Below are 14,646 nucleotides of genomic sequence, written 5' to 3' on the forward strand. Positions count from 1 at the left end.
CGGTCCGCCTCATCATGCCGTCGCCGGTACCGGGAGCCGAGACCCGGGCGGAAGGATTGACGCCCACTGTGGGATGCGTCACGAGCATCATGGGCCACGGGCGCAACAAACGTACGGAATAGGTGTATCGCGGGTGAACCGGGACCGTTCACGGTGTCAGCTGCGATTCCTCCACCGTCTTCAGCCGCGCCCCGCCCGTTTTCTCCGCCCGCGCCTGATCCAGCCGCAGCCGGGCGGAACGCCCGCGCAGCGTCAGTGTCATGAGCTGGTTGCCGAACCACGGCCCGCCCGTCCGGCGCCAGTCGATCGGCGGCCGTGGCACCCTGCCGTGTCCGGCGAACCGGCGGCCCAGGACGCGGGCGGCGGCGGACCAGCCGAAGCGGAAGCCGATGCGGATGGACATGGGGATTGAGTTGTGGACGGGGGAGCAGGTCAGCTGGAGCACACGGGCGTCCGGGGCGTCCGTGGGCCAGGTCGGCTCGGCGACGTACGCGTGGTGCACGTCCCCCGACAGCACGCACACCGTCGCCGGCGCCCGGTCCCCCGAACCGGCCTCGGCGATCAGCGCCGTCAGCGCGTCGAAGGACGACGGGAACGCAGCCCAGTGCTCCAGGTCCGCCCGGCGCCGCAGATCCTCCCCGAACCGCGCCCAGCGCGCGCCCTTCTCGCCCCGGCACAGCGCGGCGTTCCACCCCTCGGCGTCGTGCACCAGGTGCGGCAGCAGCCAGGGCAGGGAGGTGCCGATGAGGAGGTGGTCGTACGAACCCGGTTCCGCCAGCGCCTGTTCGCGCAGCCAGTGTGCCTCGCCGGGGTCGAGCATCGAGCGGCGCTCCTCGTCGAGGACACGGGCCGCCCGGGTGTCCACCATCAGCAGCCGTACCCGGCCGAAGTCGCGCCGGTAGCTCCAGCGGACGGAGGCGGGGTCGGCGTCGGCCTTGGCGGCGAACGCGCGCAGGGCGTCGGTGCCGTCGGGCGTCTCGCGTACGGCGGCGTACAGCGGGTCGTCGGCGAGCTCGGCCGGGGAGAGATTGCCGAGGTGCTGGTGCACCCAGTACGACATCAGGCCGCTCAGCAGCCGCTCGCGCCACCACGAGGTGGCCCGCATGTCCTCCAGCCAGGAGGCGGAGGTGTTCCAGTCGTCTATGACGTCGTGGTCGTCGAAGATCATGTAGCTGGGCACGGTGGACAGCAGCCAGCGGATCTCGGGGTCGAGCCACGATTCGTAGTAGAGCTGGGTGTACTCCTCGTAGTCCGCGACCTCGCTGCCGGGCGGCTCGCGCAGATCGCGGCGGGCGGCGAGATAGCGGCGGGTCGCCTTGGAGACCCCGTCGGCGTAGACCTGGTCGCCCAACAGCAGCAGCACATCGGGCCGTTCACCGCCCGGGTCGCCCGCCATCCGCGCGGCCAGTGTGTCCAGGGCGTCGGGGCCCACCGGATCGGCCTCGTCCGCGGGCGGGGCGGCCCAGCGGCAGGAGCCGAAGGCGACGCGGACGGAGTCGTCCTCGGCCGGCGTACGGATCAGGGAGGGCGGGAAACGGGAGTCGGGCAGCGGCCACACGGGCGCGCCGTCGAGGAACACCTCGTACGACTGCGAGGTGCCCGGCGCGAGGCCGCTCACCTCGACGAGCGCGTAGTGATGGCCCGCGATCTGGAAGGTGGGGGACTCGCCGCGGGCGCCGTCCGCGCAGCGCACCTCGGCGGTGCACGGCCGGCTCGACTCGACCCAGACGGTCGCCGACGAGCCGTCGGTGTACCTCAGCAGTGGACCCAGGCGCAGACTCGCCAACGTGATCGCCCTCCTCCGTCGCCCCGTACGGTACGGAACGACGGAGGTCAGCGGGGAGGTTCCCTCACAGAATCCGCTACAGAAACCGCGAGATCATCCGCCGGACCACACGCGGATCAACTGCGGATCACGCGCTGTTCAGCAACCGGACAGGTAGCTCGTCAGCGCGCTCTTCTCGGCGGAGTCGACCGAGAGGCCGTAGTAGTACTTCACCTGGACCCAGGCGCGGACGTAGGTGCAGCGGTAGGAGGAGACCGACGGCATCCACTCGGCCGGGTCCTGGTCGCTCTTGGACTGGTTCACGTTGTCCGTGACCGCGATGAGCTGCGGGCGGGTGAGGTCGTTGGCGAAGGACTGGCGGCGGGAGGTGGTCCAGCTGTCGGCGCCGGAGTCCCAGGCCTCGGCCAGCGGGACCAGGTGGTCGATGTCCAGGTCGGAGGCGGCGGTCCAGGTGGCGCCGTCGTAGACGGAGTACCAGCTGCCGCTGGTGGCGGCGCAGGCGGAGTCCTGGACGACGTTCGTACCGTCGCGCTTCAGGACGACCTCACGCGTGTTGCAGGTGCCGGACTGGGTGATCCAGTGCGGGAACAGGTCACGGTCGTACCCGGTGCGGTCCTCGGTGGCCACGGTGAGCTGGGCGAGGTAGCTGCGCGCGGTGGCGCCGCTGACGGGCGTGGGGAGAGCGGCGGAGGCGGTCGGGCTGTTGAAGAGTGCGACCGAGGCTATGAGTCCGGTGAACGCCGCGAGTATGCTGAGGCGTCGACGCGCGTAGAACTTCGGCATGCGAACTCCCTTGAGTCGTGGGGGTGTTGGGCGCGAGCGGGGAAATGCTCGCGGTGCCGTGTTGCGCTCGGGTGTTCGTTCGGTAAGAAACTAGTGACGCGTACATGACACATCAAGGTTGAGAGCGGAACTTTCTGGTCCGTTGTCGAACGCGTACGATGAATGACGCAGAAGGGGAGTAGCTCTTCGCCGGACCGTCGACATACTGCTCAGCTCGTCTGAGCCGGCGCCCGGAGGCGGGCCTCATATGTGAGGCCGGCCAGCGAGACCTTCGGCAAGCAGTGCACCGCCTGTGTCGTACGGCACGGGCGCCACGTGTGCTGCCGTGCCGAGGCGTCTTGTGATGTACGACTCTCGGTGGGGCAGCCCCGACCGATTGAGGAACCTTGATCAGCTTCAGTGTCCTGGCGCTCACGTTCGGCGTCGTCTTCCTCGCCGAGTTGCCGGACAAGACGGCGCTCGCCGGCCTTGTCCTCGGCACCCGCTATCGCGCCTCGTACGTCTTCGTCGGCGTCGCCGCCGCCTTTGCGCTGCATGTCGTGCTCGCCGTCGCGGCCGGGAGTGTGCTGACGCTGCTGCCGCAGCAGATCGTGCAGGCGCTGACCGGTGTGCTCTTCCTGGCCGGCGCCGCGGTGCTGCTGCTCAAGAAGGACGAGGACGAGGCGGAGGTCCGCAAGCCGGAGAACCAGTCCTTCTGGAAGGTGTCCGGGGCCGGGTTCATGCTCATCCTGGTCGCCGAGTTCGGTGATCTGACGCAGATCATGACCGCGAATCTCGCCGCCCGGTACGACAACCCGCTCTCCGTCGGGCTCGGCGCCGTGCTCGCCCTCTGGGCGGTCGCCGGACTCGGCATCGTCGGTGGAAAGGCCCTGATGAAGCGGGTTCCGCTGGCGCTCATCACCAAGATCGCGGCGCTGCTGATGCTCGCGCTCGGGGTGTGGAGCCTGTGGGAAGCCGTGACCGGCTGAGCTGAACGGTCGGTGAACCCTTCTCGAAGCGGGTGGCGGGAACGGGGCCGCGTTTTGTACCGTAGAGAAACAAACTGGCTCCGCCCGTTCTCCCTGACCGGCGGGCGGGCCCGGTTTGTTCCTGCGGGCCGAGGCCCTACTTCTGCGTTATGGAGCTGAGCTGCCGATGACGGCCACGACCGTGCTGACCGCCCGTGCCCTCCTGCTCGACATGGACGGCACCCTCGTCAACTCGGATGCCGCCGTGGAGCGGATCTGGCGACGCTGGGCCGAGCGGAACGGGCTCGACGGGGACGAGGTCCTGAAGGTCGCCCACGGCCGGCAGGGGTACGCCACCATGGCGCTGCTGCTGCCCGACCGGCCCGTGGACCGCAACCACGCCGACAATGCGCGCATGCTCGCCGAGGAGACCGCCGACACGGACGGCGTCGTCGCCATCCCCGGCGCCCCGGAGTTCCTGGCTTCGCTGCACGGCCTGCCGCACGCTCTCGTCACCTCAGCCGACGTCGCCCTCTCCACGGCCCGGATGGCCGCCGCCGGTCTCGCCCTGCCCGACCTCCGCATCACCGCGGAGTCCGTCGGCGCCAGCAAGCCCGACCCCGAGGGCTTCCTCAAGGGCGCCGCCGAACTGGGTGTCGACGCCGCCGACTGCATCGTCTTCGAGGACTCGGCGGCCGGTATCCAGGCGGGCCGCGCGGCCGGGATGCGGGTCGTGGGCGTCGGCGCGAGGGCCGGGTTCCACGGGCCGGACGCGCTGGTGAGCGACCTCACACAGGTGCGGGTGGAGGGCGCGGCGGACGGGACGATCCGGCTCCACGTCACCGGCTGATCGGCCGAACCCCTACTACGGCTCCTACGGCTCCTGTGTCTCCGACTCCAGCCGCTCCCGTGTCGTGAGGTCGTAGACCCCGTACTCCTCCGGCACGACTCCCCGCGCCAGCTGGTACCGGGTGACCGCGTCCTCGACGCCCTCGTTGTAGTTGCCCCTGGCTTCCCTCGTGTAGAGGTTGAGCTCGGTCAGCCGTAGCTCCAGCTCCAGGACCTCCGGACCCTTGTCGCCCCGGCTCAGGACCGGGTCCTCGATCTCGCGGCCGTTCTCCGGCGTCCCCGCGGAGTCGGTCGCGCCGCTCGCCGTGGGTGCCGCCGTCGTGGGCGTGGCGGTGGGCGTCGCGGTCGGGGAGGCGGTCGAGCGGGTCGGGGTCGGTGCGGGTGAGCGGCTCGCCGTGGCCGACGGGGAGGGTGCCGCGGACGTCGGCTGTCCGGAGGTGGCGCTCGCGGACGGGGACTCGGCGGCGGCGCTGGGCGTGCTGTCCGGCACGCTCGCCCGGACCTCCTCCGGCGCCGCGCGGTCCCGGGTCGGTGTGTCGTAGGAGAAGAGTCCGCTCGCCAGCCCGGCCGCCGTGACGACGGTGACGAGGGCGCCCGCCACTCCCAGCACGAGCGTGCGGCGGGGGCGCCGGGACGGTTCGTCGTCCTCGTCGGCCTGCGGATCGCCGGGCCCGGGGCCGAAGGGGCCGCCGGTGCCGGGCCCGCCGTCGTAGGCGGCGGAATCGCCCGCGAACAGGCTCAGATCGGCGGTACTGGGCTCGTTCGCCGCGGTTCCCAGCGGGGCCGGCATTGCGGGAGCCTCCGGCGGCACGGCCGGGATCGGCATCGTGGCGTCGGGGTCCGCGGCTCTCGGCGAGACCTCCGGGGCCGGCTCCGATGCGCCGTCCAGTTCGACGTAGGGGCGGATGCGCAGCGGATCGAAGTCCTCCGCCGCTGCCGCCTCCGCCGTACGCGTATCGCGCAGGGCGTCGGCCGCGCGCTCGGTGCAGCCGCAGGACGGGGTGTTGTCGACCCCCCTGGGCGCCCCGCACTCCGGGCATTGGTGACCCTTCGGCTCTGCCACGCGTTTGGTTTCCCTCCCCTTGCGAACTCCAGCGATTATGCAGACCCTTTCTCCACACGTTCCACACGCGCCCCGGAATAACGGATTCCGGCTGGATTGAACAGGCCATAACCGGTCACACCGGCCAGGATGGGGGAGTAACCAGAGCCTCGGGAGGTCTTCATGGCCGGGGATACGCACGGTGGGACGGGGAATGTGCGGGACGGACAGCCCCCGGAGCGGCCCCCGAAGAAGGGGGTCGCGGCGCGGGAGAACGTCTCCGGGAGCGTCCTCGTCCCGATCGGCGCCCTGCTCCTGGGGATGCTGCTGGCCGCCCTCGACCAGACCATCGTGTCGACCGCGCTGCCCACCATCGTCAGCGACCTCGGCGGCCTGGACCATCTGTCGTGGGTGGTCACCGCGTACTTGCTGGCGTCGACGGCCGCGACTCCGCTGTGGGGCAAGCTCGGTGACCAGTACGGACGGAAGCGGCTGTTCCAGATCGCGATCGTGATCTTTCTGATCGGATCGGCGTTGTGCGGAATGGCGCAAAGCATGTCCGAGCTGATCGCGTTCCGGGCCCTCCAGGGGCTCGGTGGCGGCGGGTTGATCGTGCTGTCGATGGCGATCGTCGGCGATCTCGTGCCACCGCGCGAACGCGGGCGCTATCAAGGGCTGTTCGGCGCGGTGTTCGGCGCGACCAGCGTGCTCGGGCCGCTGTTGGGCGGTCTGTTCACCGAGCATCTGAGCTGGCGCTGGGTCTTCTACGTCAATCTGCCCGTCGGCGTCGTCGCCCTCGCCGTCATCGCGACCGCCCTGCACATCCCGCGCCGGACCGAGAAGCACGCCATCGACTACCTCGGCACCTTCCTCATCGCCGCGGTCGCGACCTGCCTGGTGCTGGTGGCCTCGCTCGGCGGTACGACGTGGAGTTGGGGCTCGCCGCAGATCGTGGGCCTGGCGGTCCTCGGCGTCGTACTCGCCGTCGCCTTCGTCGCGGTGGAGCGGAGGGCGGCCGAACCGGTCCTCCCGCTGAAACTCTTCCGGATCCGCACCTTCACCCTCTCCGCCGTCATCAGCTTCATCGTCGGCTTCGCGATGTTCGGCGCGATGACCTATCTGCCGACCTTCCTCCAGGTCGTGCAGGGCGTCACCCCGACCATGTCCGGTGTGCACATGCTGCCGATGGTGTTCGGCATGCTGCTGGCCTCGACCGCCTCCGGGCAGATCGTCAGCCGCACCGGCCGCTGGAAGGTGTTCCCCGTCGCCGGCACCGGCGTCACCGCGCTCGGTCTGCTCTTCCTCCACCAGCTGGACGAGCACAGCTCCACCGCCGAGATGAGCGCCTACTTCTTCGTCTTCGGCCTGGGCCTCGGCCTGGTCATGCAGGTGCTGGTGCTCATCGTGCAGAACTCGGTGTCGTACGAGGATCTGGGCGTCGCCACCTCCGGTGCGACCTTCTTCCGGTCCATCGGGGCGTCGTTCGGCGTCGCCATCTTCGGCACGATCTTCGCGGGCCGCCTCGGCGACAAGCTCACGGAAGCCTTCCGGGGCACCCAACTCCCGCCCGGCGTCTCGGTGGACGCCCTGGAGTCCGACCCGCGCGGTATCGCCGAACTCCCCGCCGCGATGCGACCACCGGCACTGGAGGCGTACGCGTCGTCCATCACCGACGTCTTCCTGTACGCCGCTCCCGTCGCCCTCCTCGGCTTCGTCCTGGCCTGGTTCCTCAAGGAGGACAAGCTGCGCGGCTCGGTGACGGCGCCCGATGTGACGCAGACACTCGCCAGCAATCCGGTCGAGCGGTCCTCGTACGACGAGGTGTGCCGCGCGCTGTCCGTGCTCGGCACCCGGGAGGGCCGCCGCGAGATCTACCGCACGATCACCGAACGGGCGGGCTACGACCTGTTGCCCGCCGCCAGTTGGCTCCTGCTGCGCATCAAGAAGTACGGCTGGGCGGAACCCGGTGTTCTCGCCGAGCGCACCTCCATCCCGGTCACCGTCATCCTCGAAGCCGCCCGTCAGGTCGAGGAGCGACGGCTCGGCGTCCGCGAGGGCATCGACCTCGTGCTGACCGAGAGCGGACGCGAGGTCGCTGAACGGCTGTGGCAGGCCCGCGAGGGGTCCCTCACCGATCTCCTCGGCGACTGGTGGGGCCCGGACCGGCCCACCGACCTGACCCAGCTGGTCAAGGAACTCAACGAAGAGCTGTGCGGCTCGGAGCGGGAGCGGCCGCATGACGGGTCGGCGGGCCGGTGAGTAGTGGGGGGGAGGGGTGGTTTCGGAGCGTCGGCGGCTGCGGGTCGTGGGTGGCTGGTCGCGCAGTTCCCCGCGCCCCTTCAGGGCGTCCACTTCCCCGGCATGCCAGGCACACCCCAGTTGAGCGGCTTGCTGAACCAGCGCTCGGCGCCGAGGGCGCGGGCTCGCCCCCGTATTGCGCCACCAGCAACTGCCCGATGGACGGGGTGAGTTCGCTGCCCGTGTCGGCGGCGAGCTCGTCGGTCCAGGTCGGCATGTCGTCATTGTCGGGGGTCGTTTGGGAGGGGGTTTGGGGGCTACTCGGGCTGCATGTCCACAGGCGTGATCATTGTTCTGATCGTGATTGTGGCGGTCGTCGTCATCGGCGCGGCCGTCCTCCTGAACCTGCGTGGCCGGATGTCGTTCGGTGGCGGCAGGGATCTGAAGAAGCGCTTCGGGCCGGAGTACGAGCGGACCGTGGCCCGGCACGACGGAGACGCGCAGGCGGCTGAGCGTGAGCTGGCCGAGCGGGTGGAGCGGCACGGGGGGCTGAAGGAACAGCCCCTGGAGCCGGCCGTGCGGGAGCAGTACGCGACCCGCTGGGCCGCCGCGCAGGAGCGGTTCGTCGACTCCCCGCGGGAGGCGCTCACCGAGGCGGACCGGCTGCTCGCGGAGCTGGCCGGGTCCCGCGGGTTCCCGGACGGCGAGCAGTACGAGGAGCAGCTCGCCGCGCTGTCCGTGCACCACGCGGACCATGTGCACGGCTACCGGCGCGTTCACCGCCTCGCCCACGCGCGCGTGACCGCCGACGGAGACGGCCGCGCCAACACGGAGGAGATGCGTCAGGCCCTGATCGAGGCCCGGGCGCTCTTCGAGGACCTGGCCGAAACGAAGCAGCTGCAAAGGAGTTGAGACCATGCCGCAGACCTTGCCCCAGGCGACACCCCCGCTCCTCCCGCACGACGAGCGCGACAAGCTCGCGGAGCGCCTTCACCACGCGGTCTCCGGATTCATCGACGCGCCCCGCACTTCCGTCGAGGAGGTCGACCGGGTGGTCGAGGAGATCACCGGGCGCATCTCCGACGCCCTGACCCAGCGTCGCCGCACTCTGCGCAGGTCCTGGCAGTCCACGTCCACCGAAACGTCCACCGAAACGTCCACCGAAACGTCCACCGAAACGTCCACCGAAACGTCCACCGAAGCTTCCGCCGACAAGGCCGGCGTGCCCGACACCGAGCAACTCCGCCTCGCCCTGCGGGACTACCGCGAGCTGGCCGATCGGCTGCTACGCGTCTGAACCGTCCGCCGCGTCCGCCGCCCGGCGCTCCCGCCACTGCCGTACGACGTCCTCGACGTCGTACGGCTTCATTCCGAGCGGAGGTCCGGGCGGCGGCTTGAACATCATGTCGCGGAGCTTGGCGTTGACGTCTGTGATGATCTTCCGGACGATCCGCTCCGACGGCGCGACCAGGGCGGCCGCCAGGGCGTCCTCCGCCTCCTTGCGCAGCGCGAGTGACGGCGGCAGCACCGACCACCCCTCGCGGGCCATCTTCTGCTTGATCCACCACAGTTCGTCGTACGGAGCGTCGGAGCCCGGCGGGAACGGCTTTCCCGCACCCGGCAACTGGGCGAACTCCCCACGCTGCTCGGCGTCGCGGATCTGCTTGTCGACCCAGGACTCGAACCCCACGCCCGGTGGCTTTCGCTCGGTCATGAGTCCATTGTGCCGGACGCGGTGGGGCCGGGCGATTTATCATGCGGCGGCTACGTAGGGACACTTGCTGTGCCAGGACACCTCAGGAGGAACGCACGTGCTCGAACTCACCATGGCCGCCGTATCCGCGGCGGACGCGGGCGCCACGGCCGGCATGCTCATGGCCGACGCACCCAGTGACCCGGGCGCCGTGCTGCGGGTGGGCCGGGACAAGACGGTGTGCAGGCTGTCGACGCCCGACGAGTGGCTGTTCGTCTCCCGGGTCCACCTGGAGTTCCTGTGCGGCCCCGAGGGCACCTGGCAGGTGACCTGGCTGCGCGGCTCGCAGCCCGATCCGTCCTCCGAGGTGCGGCTGACGGTCGGCGAGCATGCGCAGCCGCTGTCCTACGGCGGGACGGTGCCGCTGCCGAGAGGCGGCAGCGGCGAGATAGTCATCGTGGACCGCACCGCGCCCCGCAGCGTCAACGTCGGCTTCTATCACGAGGTTTGAGTGCCGTGCCGGTACGTCACGCGAGCACGCGGGCCAGCGCGAACCCGTCGTAGCCCTTGCTGCCGACCGTCTGGATCGCGGTGCCGCTCAGCCTCGGGTGGGCGCCGATGAGTTCGAGGGCGGAGCGGGTGCCCCGCACGTCCGGGTCGGTGTCGTCGGCGTCGGCGACGCGGCCGCCGCGGACGACGTTGTCGACGATGATCAGGCTGCCCGCGCGGGTGAGCTTGAGCGCCCACTCCACATAGCCCGGGTTGTTGGCCTTGTCGGCGTCGATGAAGACCAGGTCGAAGGGGGCCGGGTTCTCGTCGGCGAGGTGGGGCAGCAATTCCAGGGCCGGGCCGACCCGCACCTCGACGATCTTGTCGAGGCCCGCACGCGCGACGTTCCGGGTGGCGACCTCGGCGTGCTTGGGGCTGTACTCCAGTGAGATCAGACGGCCGTCGGAGGGCAGCGCGCGGGCCATCCAGATGGTGCTGTAGCCGCCCAGGGTGCCGATCTCCAGGATGTTCCGGGCGCCCTGGATCTGGGCGAGGAGCTGGAGCAGCTTGCCCTCGGACGCCGTGACGCTGATGTGCGGGAGTCCGGCCGCTTCGCTGTCGCGCAGGGCCGCGTGCAGGTCTTCGTCGTCAGGTGCGAGGTGGGTGGAGAAGTAGAAGTCGACGTCGTCCCAGAGCTGCGACTCGCTCATGCACCGTGCCTTTCGTATGGCTAGTTAGAACTGCTAACTAGTTGCACTAACGAAGGTACTCGTGTGCGGGTTCCCTGTCAGCACGGCCTGTTGGCCGGTTTCAGCCGATCGGCCCAGGCGCGTGGGGCGGCAGCGGGGGTGCATCCGGTGGCGGCGGCAGCGGCGATGGCAACGGCCGCCGCCTGGACCGTCGTACGAAGATCACCGTCGCCGCCGTGACCGTCGCGGCCAGACCGCCCACGACGGTCAGCAGCCAGGCCGGGACGCCCGCGACCGTACGGAGGTGGTCCTCGTAGATCACCTGCTGGAAGGCGGTGTCGGCCGGTGCCCGGCGCAGGACGTGGTCGCCGGAGATGGCGGCGGGCCGCGGGAACTCCTGGCCGATGGCCGTGAGGAACCCGGTGCCCGCGGCGAGTTCGGCGACCGGGCCGCTCCGTGCGGTGACGCGGCCGGCGTAGACGACTCGGGGACGTGCGCCGCCGATCGCGGACTCCGGCTCCATGCGGTGGGCGGCGAGGACGTACAGGCCCAGCGACTGCGAGGTCGCCGCCAGCCGGGACAGGCGCATCGGGTAGACGGGCTCGTCGGCGGCGAAGGTGAGGTGGAGGGGGTCCAGGATGCCGCCCAGCGGGATGCCGGCGGTCTCGGGGGCGAGGCGGACCGCGACGTACTCCCAGCGGCGGTCGACGTAGGGGCGCAGTTCGCCTTCCAGGCGGGCGGGGAGGGCGAAGCCGTTGGCGGACAGCCAGTTGCCGAGCGCGTCCGGATCGCTCGCGGTCAGCCGGGCCACGTCGAACGGGCCGAGGCGCTGACGGCCGACGACGCCGACGCCCGGAGGTCCCGGCCCGGCGCCCGGTGGTGGGGGACCGCCGGCTGCGTTGCCGGAGACGAGGGGCCAGTCGCCGTCCTCGGGCCAGAAGTGGTAGCGGTCGCGGTGCACGGGGGCGGTGATGCGGTCCAGTTCGTCGAAGAGGGCGGGGTCGCCGAGGCGGACGGTCGCGCGGGCGGGAACGGGCATGATCCAGGCGGCGCGCTCGGCGTCACCGGCGACCGTCAGCCGCATCACGATCTGCTCCTGCCGGCCGTCCCAGCGCACCACGGAGACCTCGCGGTCCACGCTCACGCTCCGCTGTCCGCCGGGGATCACCGCCCCGCAGCCGCAGGCGTACGCCGGGGCGAGCAGGGCGCCCAACTGGAGGGCGAGCAGGGCGAAGATGACGGTGAGGACGCGCGCCTTCGCCCCTCCTCGTGGTCGAACCGCCATTCCCTGTGGCCCTCCTTTGACCGGCAGGGATCAGACGGTACGGCAGAGGGGCTGGTTCCGGAGGTGGAGATCCAGCTGTAATGGGCCTCGTGAGCCGCGCCGCTGAGGAGACCAACCGCCGGATGCTCCGCGCCCGCGACGCCATGGACCGCGCCTACGCGCAGCCGTTGGACGTCCCCGCGCTGGCCCGGATCGCCCATGTGTCCCCGGCGCACTTCACCCGCACCTTCCGGGCCACGTTCGGCGAGACGCCGCACCGCTATCTCCAGCGGCGCCGGGTCGAGCGGGCGATGTTCCTGCTGCGGGAGACCGACCGCAGTGTGACCGACATCTGCTTCGACGTCGGCTTCGGCAGCGCGGGCACCTTCAGCCGTACGTTCCGTGAGATCGTCGGCCGTTCCCCGCGGGAGTACCGCAAGGGGGCGGCGGCGCTGGACGTGCCGTCGTGCTTTGTGAAGGCGTGGACGCGACCGAGCAGTTTTGGATAAGTTTTCGCGCCCCCGGCGCCGTAGCGTGAAGCACATGTTCACCGCCATCACGCACTCGCAGATCTACGTCCTCGACCAGGACGAGGCCCTCGACTTCTACGTCGGCAAGCTCGGCCTGGAGGTCAACACCGATGCCGACCTGGGCTTCATGCGCTGGCTCACCGTCAATGTCCCCGGCCGCCCGGAGCGGCAGATCCTGCTGGAGAAGCCGGGTCCGCCGGCCCTGTCCGAGGAGACCGCGCAGCAGGTCCGTGAGCTGCTGACGAAGGGGGCGATGGGGGGTCACCTCATCTTCAGCACGGACGACTGCCGCAAGACGTACGAGACGCTGCGCGGCAAGGGCGTCGAGTTCACCGAGGAGCCCACCGAGCGTCCGTACGGAATCGACTGCGGTCTGCGCGACCCGTTCGGCAACAGCATCCGCTTTACGCAGCCGCTGGGTTGAGCGGCGGGGGTCGTGCCGCGGGATGCCGTCGGTCGGCTGCGGGCCGGTGGGGGTTTGTCGCGCAGTTCCCCGCGCCCCTGCGGGGACGAGCGGTAGTGCCGCGGGATGCCGTCGATCGGCTGCGGCGCCGTCGTGGCTGGTCGCGCAGTTCCCCGCGCCCCTGCGGGGCGCTGCCGGGCCGGTCGCGCCCGCGCGGCGAAGCTGCACATATCGACACAGCCCCGCGCCCCGCAAGGGGCGCGGGGAACTGCGCGACCAGCCCCCACCGGCCCGCAGCCGAACCGCATAGCCGGCGGAGCCCTTGGCCCCCACCGGCCCGCAGCCGAACCGCATAGCCGGCGGAGCCCTTGGCCCCCACCGGCCCGCGGCTGACGAACCGCGTGGCCGGCGTTACCCCTCGACGGACGGTGGGGAACCCGGCAGGGGCCTGCCTGCTGACTCCGTCATGCGCCAGACCGCGAAACCGCCGATCACGGCCGCCGCCATCATGTAGTACGCGGGCATCATCATGTTCCCCGTCGCTCCGATCAAGGCTGTCACCACCAGAGGCGTCGTGCCGCCGAAGAGGGAGACGGAGATGTTGAAGCCGATGGAGAGGGAGCCGTAGCGGACGCGGGTCGGGAAGAGGGCGGGGAGCGCGGACGGCATCGCGGCCGTGAAGCAGACGAGGAGCAGGCCGAGCGCTGCCATGCCCAGGCCGACCGCGACCAGGCTGCCCTGGCCGATCAGGAGGAGGGCCGGGACGGACAGGAGGAGGAAACCCGCGCAGCCCGCGGCGATGAGCGGGCGGCGGCCGACGCGGTCGGTCAGGGCGCCCGCGAAGGGCTGCGCGATCATCATCAGCGCCATCACGACCAGCACGACGAGCAGACCGTGCGTCTCGTCGTACTTCAGCTCGCTCGTGAGATAGCTCGGCATGTACGACAGCAGCATGTAGTCGGTGACGTTGAAGACCAGCACCAGGGCGACGCAGAGCAGCAGGGCACGCCACTGGCCGGTGATCATGTCGCGCAGCGGCACCTTCGGGCGGTCGGTCTCCGCCTTCTCCAGCTCGGCCGCGAACGCCGGGGTCTCCTCCAGCCGCATCCGCAGATACAGCCCGATGATGCCCATCGGGCCCGCGATCAGGAACGGGACGCGCCAGCCCCAGGAGAGCAGGTCGTCCCGCGACAGCAGCGCGGTCATCAGCGTGACCAGGCCCGCGCCGCCGATGTAGCCCGCCAGCGTGCCGAACTCCAGCCAGCTGCCGAGGAACCCGCGCCGTTTGTCGGGCGCGTACTCGGCGATGAAGGTGGACGCGCCCGCGTACTCGCCGCCGGTGGAGAAGCCCTGCACCAGCCGGGCGGCCAACAGCAGGATCGGGGCGCCGACGCCGATCACGGCGTACGACGGGATCAGACCGATCGCGAACGTGCCCGCCGCCATCATGATCATGGTCAGCGCCAGGACCTTCTGGCGGCCGATCCGGTCACCCAGCGGCCCGAAGACCATGCCGCCCAGCGGACGGACCAGGAACGCCGCGGCGAACGCACCGAACGTGGAGAGCAGCTGGGCCGTCGGGTTGCCCGACGGGAAGAAGACCTTGCCCAGCGTCACCGCGATGTAGCTGTAGACACCGAAGTCGAACCACTCCATGGCGTTGCCCAGCGCGGCGGCCTTCACGGCACGCCGGACGAGGGCCGGATCGGTGACGGTGACGTCGGGGGTGGTTGCGGGGGACGGGGGAGTCGCTACTGCGGCGGTCGCCAACGCTTCGCTCGCCTGCTTTCGACGGGGACAGGGACACGGCCCGCGCGGCGACGGTGACGGCGGGCCGAAAATCGACCATAGGTGCAGGTCAGTCGCTTACGTACCGTGCCCGGGCCGATGCGCGATGCAGTTAAACGGGGTGTATGCAGGGACGTACGTCCAT

15 protein-coding genes are annotated in these 14,646 nt (G+C 70.7%); 8 read left to right on the plus strand and 7 right to left on the minus strand.

The annotated features are described in order from the left end of the window. Positions 1 to 148: 148 nt before the first annotated feature. The gene (locus ACIHFB_RS09050) at positions 149 to 1,786 is read right to left on the minus strand and encodes an alkaline phosphatase D family protein (RefSeq protein WP_365278368.1); all 1,638 of its coding nucleotides are present in this window, start codon (positions 1,784 to 1,786) and stop codon (positions 149 to 151) included. Positions 1,787 to 1,924: 138 nt separating this feature from the next. After that, positions 1,925 to 2,569 carry an HNH endonuclease family protein gene (locus ACIHFB_RS09055; RefSeq protein ID WP_365278365.1) on the minus strand — a complete coding sequence of 215 codons (645 nt, stop codon included), beginning with the start codon at positions 2,567 to 2,569 and terminating at the stop codon, positions 1,925 to 1,927. Positions 2,570 to 2,955: 386 nt separating this feature from the next. Here ACIHFB_RS09055 and ACIHFB_RS09060 point away from each other — a divergent pair, with 386 nt between their 5' ends. Both ACIHFB_RS09060 and ACIHFB_RS09065 read left to right on the plus strand, forming a co-directional pair. Continuing rightward, entirely contained in the window at positions 2,956 to 3,537 is a 582-nt protein-coding gene (locus ACIHFB_RS09060; protein WP_365278362.1) for a TMEM165/GDT1 family protein, read from the plus strand. A gap of 166 nt (positions 3,538 to 3,703) precedes the next feature. Continuing rightward, positions 3,704 to 4,366, plus strand: a complete 663-nt coding sequence (locus ACIHFB_RS09065; RefSeq protein WP_400126102.1) for an HAD family hydrolase — start codon at positions 3,704 to 3,706, stop codon at positions 4,364 to 4,366. A 24-nt stretch (positions 4,367 to 4,390) separates the two neighbouring features. On the opposite strand, the gene ACIHFB_RS09070 is transcribed toward ACIHFB_RS09065, so the two are convergent. Further along, positions 4,391 to 5,428 (minus strand): peptidoglycan-binding protein, encoded by a 1,038-nt coding sequence (locus tag ACIHFB_RS09070; protein WP_400126104.1) that lies wholly within the window; start codon positions 5,426 to 5,428, stop codon positions 4,391 to 4,393. Between the two features lie 162 nt (positions 5,429 to 5,590). Between ACIHFB_RS09070 and ACIHFB_RS09075 the strand changes: the two genes are divergently transcribed. The 3 genes from ACIHFB_RS09075 to ACIHFB_RS09085 all read left to right on the plus strand — a co-directional run bounded on the left by ACIHFB_RS09075 (position 5,591) and on the right by ACIHFB_RS09085 (position 8,942). Continuing rightward, positions 5,591 to 7,666: an MDR family MFS transporter gene (locus tag ACIHFB_RS09075; protein WP_400126106.1), complete on the plus strand. Its 2,076-nt coding sequence runs from the start codon at positions 5,591 to 5,593 to the stop codon at positions 7,664 to 7,666. Positions 7,667 to 7,975: 309 nt separating this feature from the next. Next, complete coding sequence (locus ACIHFB_RS09080; RefSeq protein WP_400126108.1) at positions 7,976 to 8,557, plus strand: hypothetical protein; 582 nt, start codon at positions 7,976 to 7,978, stop codon at positions 8,555 to 8,557. A gap of 4 nt (positions 8,558 to 8,561) precedes the next feature. Continuing rightward, positions 8,562 to 8,942: a hypothetical protein gene (locus tag ACIHFB_RS09085; protein WP_400126109.1), complete on the plus strand. Its 381-nt coding sequence runs from the start codon at positions 8,562 to 8,564 to the stop codon at positions 8,940 to 8,942. Here ACIHFB_RS09085 and ACIHFB_RS09090 read toward each other — a convergent pair. Continuing rightward, positions 8,931 to 9,359, minus strand: coding sequence for a DUF1992 domain-containing protein (locus ACIHFB_RS09090; protein WP_365278350.1), 429 nt, complete (start codon positions 9,357 to 9,359; stop codon positions 8,931 to 8,933). The two genes, ACIHFB_RS09085 and ACIHFB_RS09090, sit on opposite strands and share 12 nt — an antisense overlap. Before the next feature lie 97 nt (positions 9,360 to 9,456). Here ACIHFB_RS09090 and ACIHFB_RS09095 point away from each other — a divergent pair, with 97 nt between their 5' ends. Beyond that, positions 9,457 to 9,849, plus strand: a complete 393-nt coding sequence (locus tag ACIHFB_RS09095) for a hypothetical protein (protein WP_365278347.1) — start codon at positions 9,457 to 9,459, stop codon at positions 9,847 to 9,849. Positions 9,850 to 9,865: 16 nt separating this feature from the next. Here ACIHFB_RS09095 and ACIHFB_RS09100 read toward each other — a convergent pair whose 3' ends face one another. Both ACIHFB_RS09100 and ACIHFB_RS09105 read right to left on the minus strand, forming a co-directional pair. Further along, a complete protein-coding gene (locus tag ACIHFB_RS09100) occupies positions 9,866 to 10,537 on the minus strand; it encodes an O-methyltransferase (RefSeq protein ID WP_365278345.1) in 672 nt (223 codons plus the stop codon). A 100-nt stretch (positions 10,538 to 10,637) separates the two neighbouring features. Continuing rightward, the gene (locus ACIHFB_RS09105; protein ID WP_400126111.1) at positions 10,638 to 11,801 is read right to left on the minus strand and encodes a DUF2330 domain-containing protein; all 1,164 of its coding nucleotides are present in this window, start codon (positions 11,799 to 11,801) and stop codon (positions 10,638 to 10,640) included. Between the two features lie 80 nt (positions 11,802 to 11,881). Here ACIHFB_RS09105 and ACIHFB_RS09110 point away from each other — a divergent pair, with 80 nt between their 5' ends. Both ACIHFB_RS09110 and ACIHFB_RS09115 read left to right on the plus strand, forming a co-directional pair. After that, positions 11,882 to 12,289 carry an AraC family transcriptional regulator gene (locus ACIHFB_RS09110; RefSeq protein ID WP_365278339.1) on the plus strand — a complete coding sequence of 136 codons (408 nt, stop codon included), beginning with the start codon at positions 11,882 to 11,884 and terminating at the stop codon, positions 12,287 to 12,289. 34 nt (positions 12,290 to 12,323) lie between these two features. Beyond that, positions 12,324 to 12,734 (plus strand): VOC family protein, encoded by a 411-nt coding sequence (locus ACIHFB_RS09115; protein WP_365278336.1) that lies wholly within the window; start codon positions 12,324 to 12,326, stop codon positions 12,732 to 12,734. Positions 12,735 to 13,124: 390 nt separating this feature from the next. Here the strand turns inward: ACIHFB_RS09115 and proP are convergent, their stop codons facing one another. Next, on the minus strand, positions 13,125 to 14,483 hold the full coding sequence (gene proP / locus ACIHFB_RS09120) for a glycine betaine/L-proline transporter ProP (RefSeq protein WP_365278333.1): 1,359 nt from the start codon (positions 14,481 to 14,483) through the stop codon (positions 13,125 to 13,127). Positions 14,484 to 14,646: the final 163 nt, after the last annotated feature.

Origin of the sequence: Streptomyces sp. NPDC051963 (assembly GCF_044593495.1) — a bacterium.
Taxonomy (GTDB): domain Bacteria; phylum Actinomycetota; class Actinomycetes; order Streptomycetales; family Streptomycetaceae; genus Streptomyces.

Coding starts and splice junctions, on each gene's coding strand:
- ACIHFB_RS09100 (WP_365278345.1), bottom strand. CDS start 10,537: ATGAGCGAGTCGCAGCTCTGGGACGACGTCGACTTCTACTTCTCCACC.
- ACIHFB_RS09085 (WP_400126109.1), top strand. CDS start 8,562: ATGCCGCAGACCTTGCCCCAGGCGACACCCCCGCTCCTCCCGCACGAC.
- ACIHFB_RS09115 (WP_365278336.1), top strand. CDS start 12,324: ATGTTCACCGCCATCACGCACTCGCAGATCTACGTCCTCGACCAGGAC.
- ACIHFB_RS09090 (WP_365278350.1), bottom strand. CDS start 9,359: ATGACCGAGCGAAAGCCACCGGGCGTGGGGTTCGAGTCCTGGGTCGAC.
- ACIHFB_RS09110 (WP_365278339.1), top strand. CDS start 11,882: ATGGGCCTCGTGAGCCGCGCCGCTGAGGAGACCAACCGCCGGATGCTC.
- ACIHFB_RS09055 (WP_365278365.1), bottom strand. CDS start 2,569: ATGCCGAAGTTCTACGCGCGTCGACGCCTCAGCATACTCGCGGCGTTC.
- ACIHFB_RS09080 (WP_400126108.1), top strand. CDS start 7,976: ATGTCCACAGGCGTGATCATTGTTCTGATCGTGATTGTGGCGGTCGTC.
- ACIHFB_RS09105 (WP_400126111.1), bottom strand. CDS start 11,801: ATGGCGGTTCGACCACGAGGAGGGGCGAAGGCGCGCGTCCTCACCGTC.
- ACIHFB_RS09075 (WP_400126106.1), top strand. CDS start 5,591: ATGGCCGGGGATACGCACGGTGGGACGGGGAATGTGCGGGACGGACAG.
- ACIHFB_RS09065 (WP_400126102.1), top strand. CDS start 3,704: ATGACGGCCACGACCGTGCTGACCGCCCGTGCCCTCCTGCTCGACATG.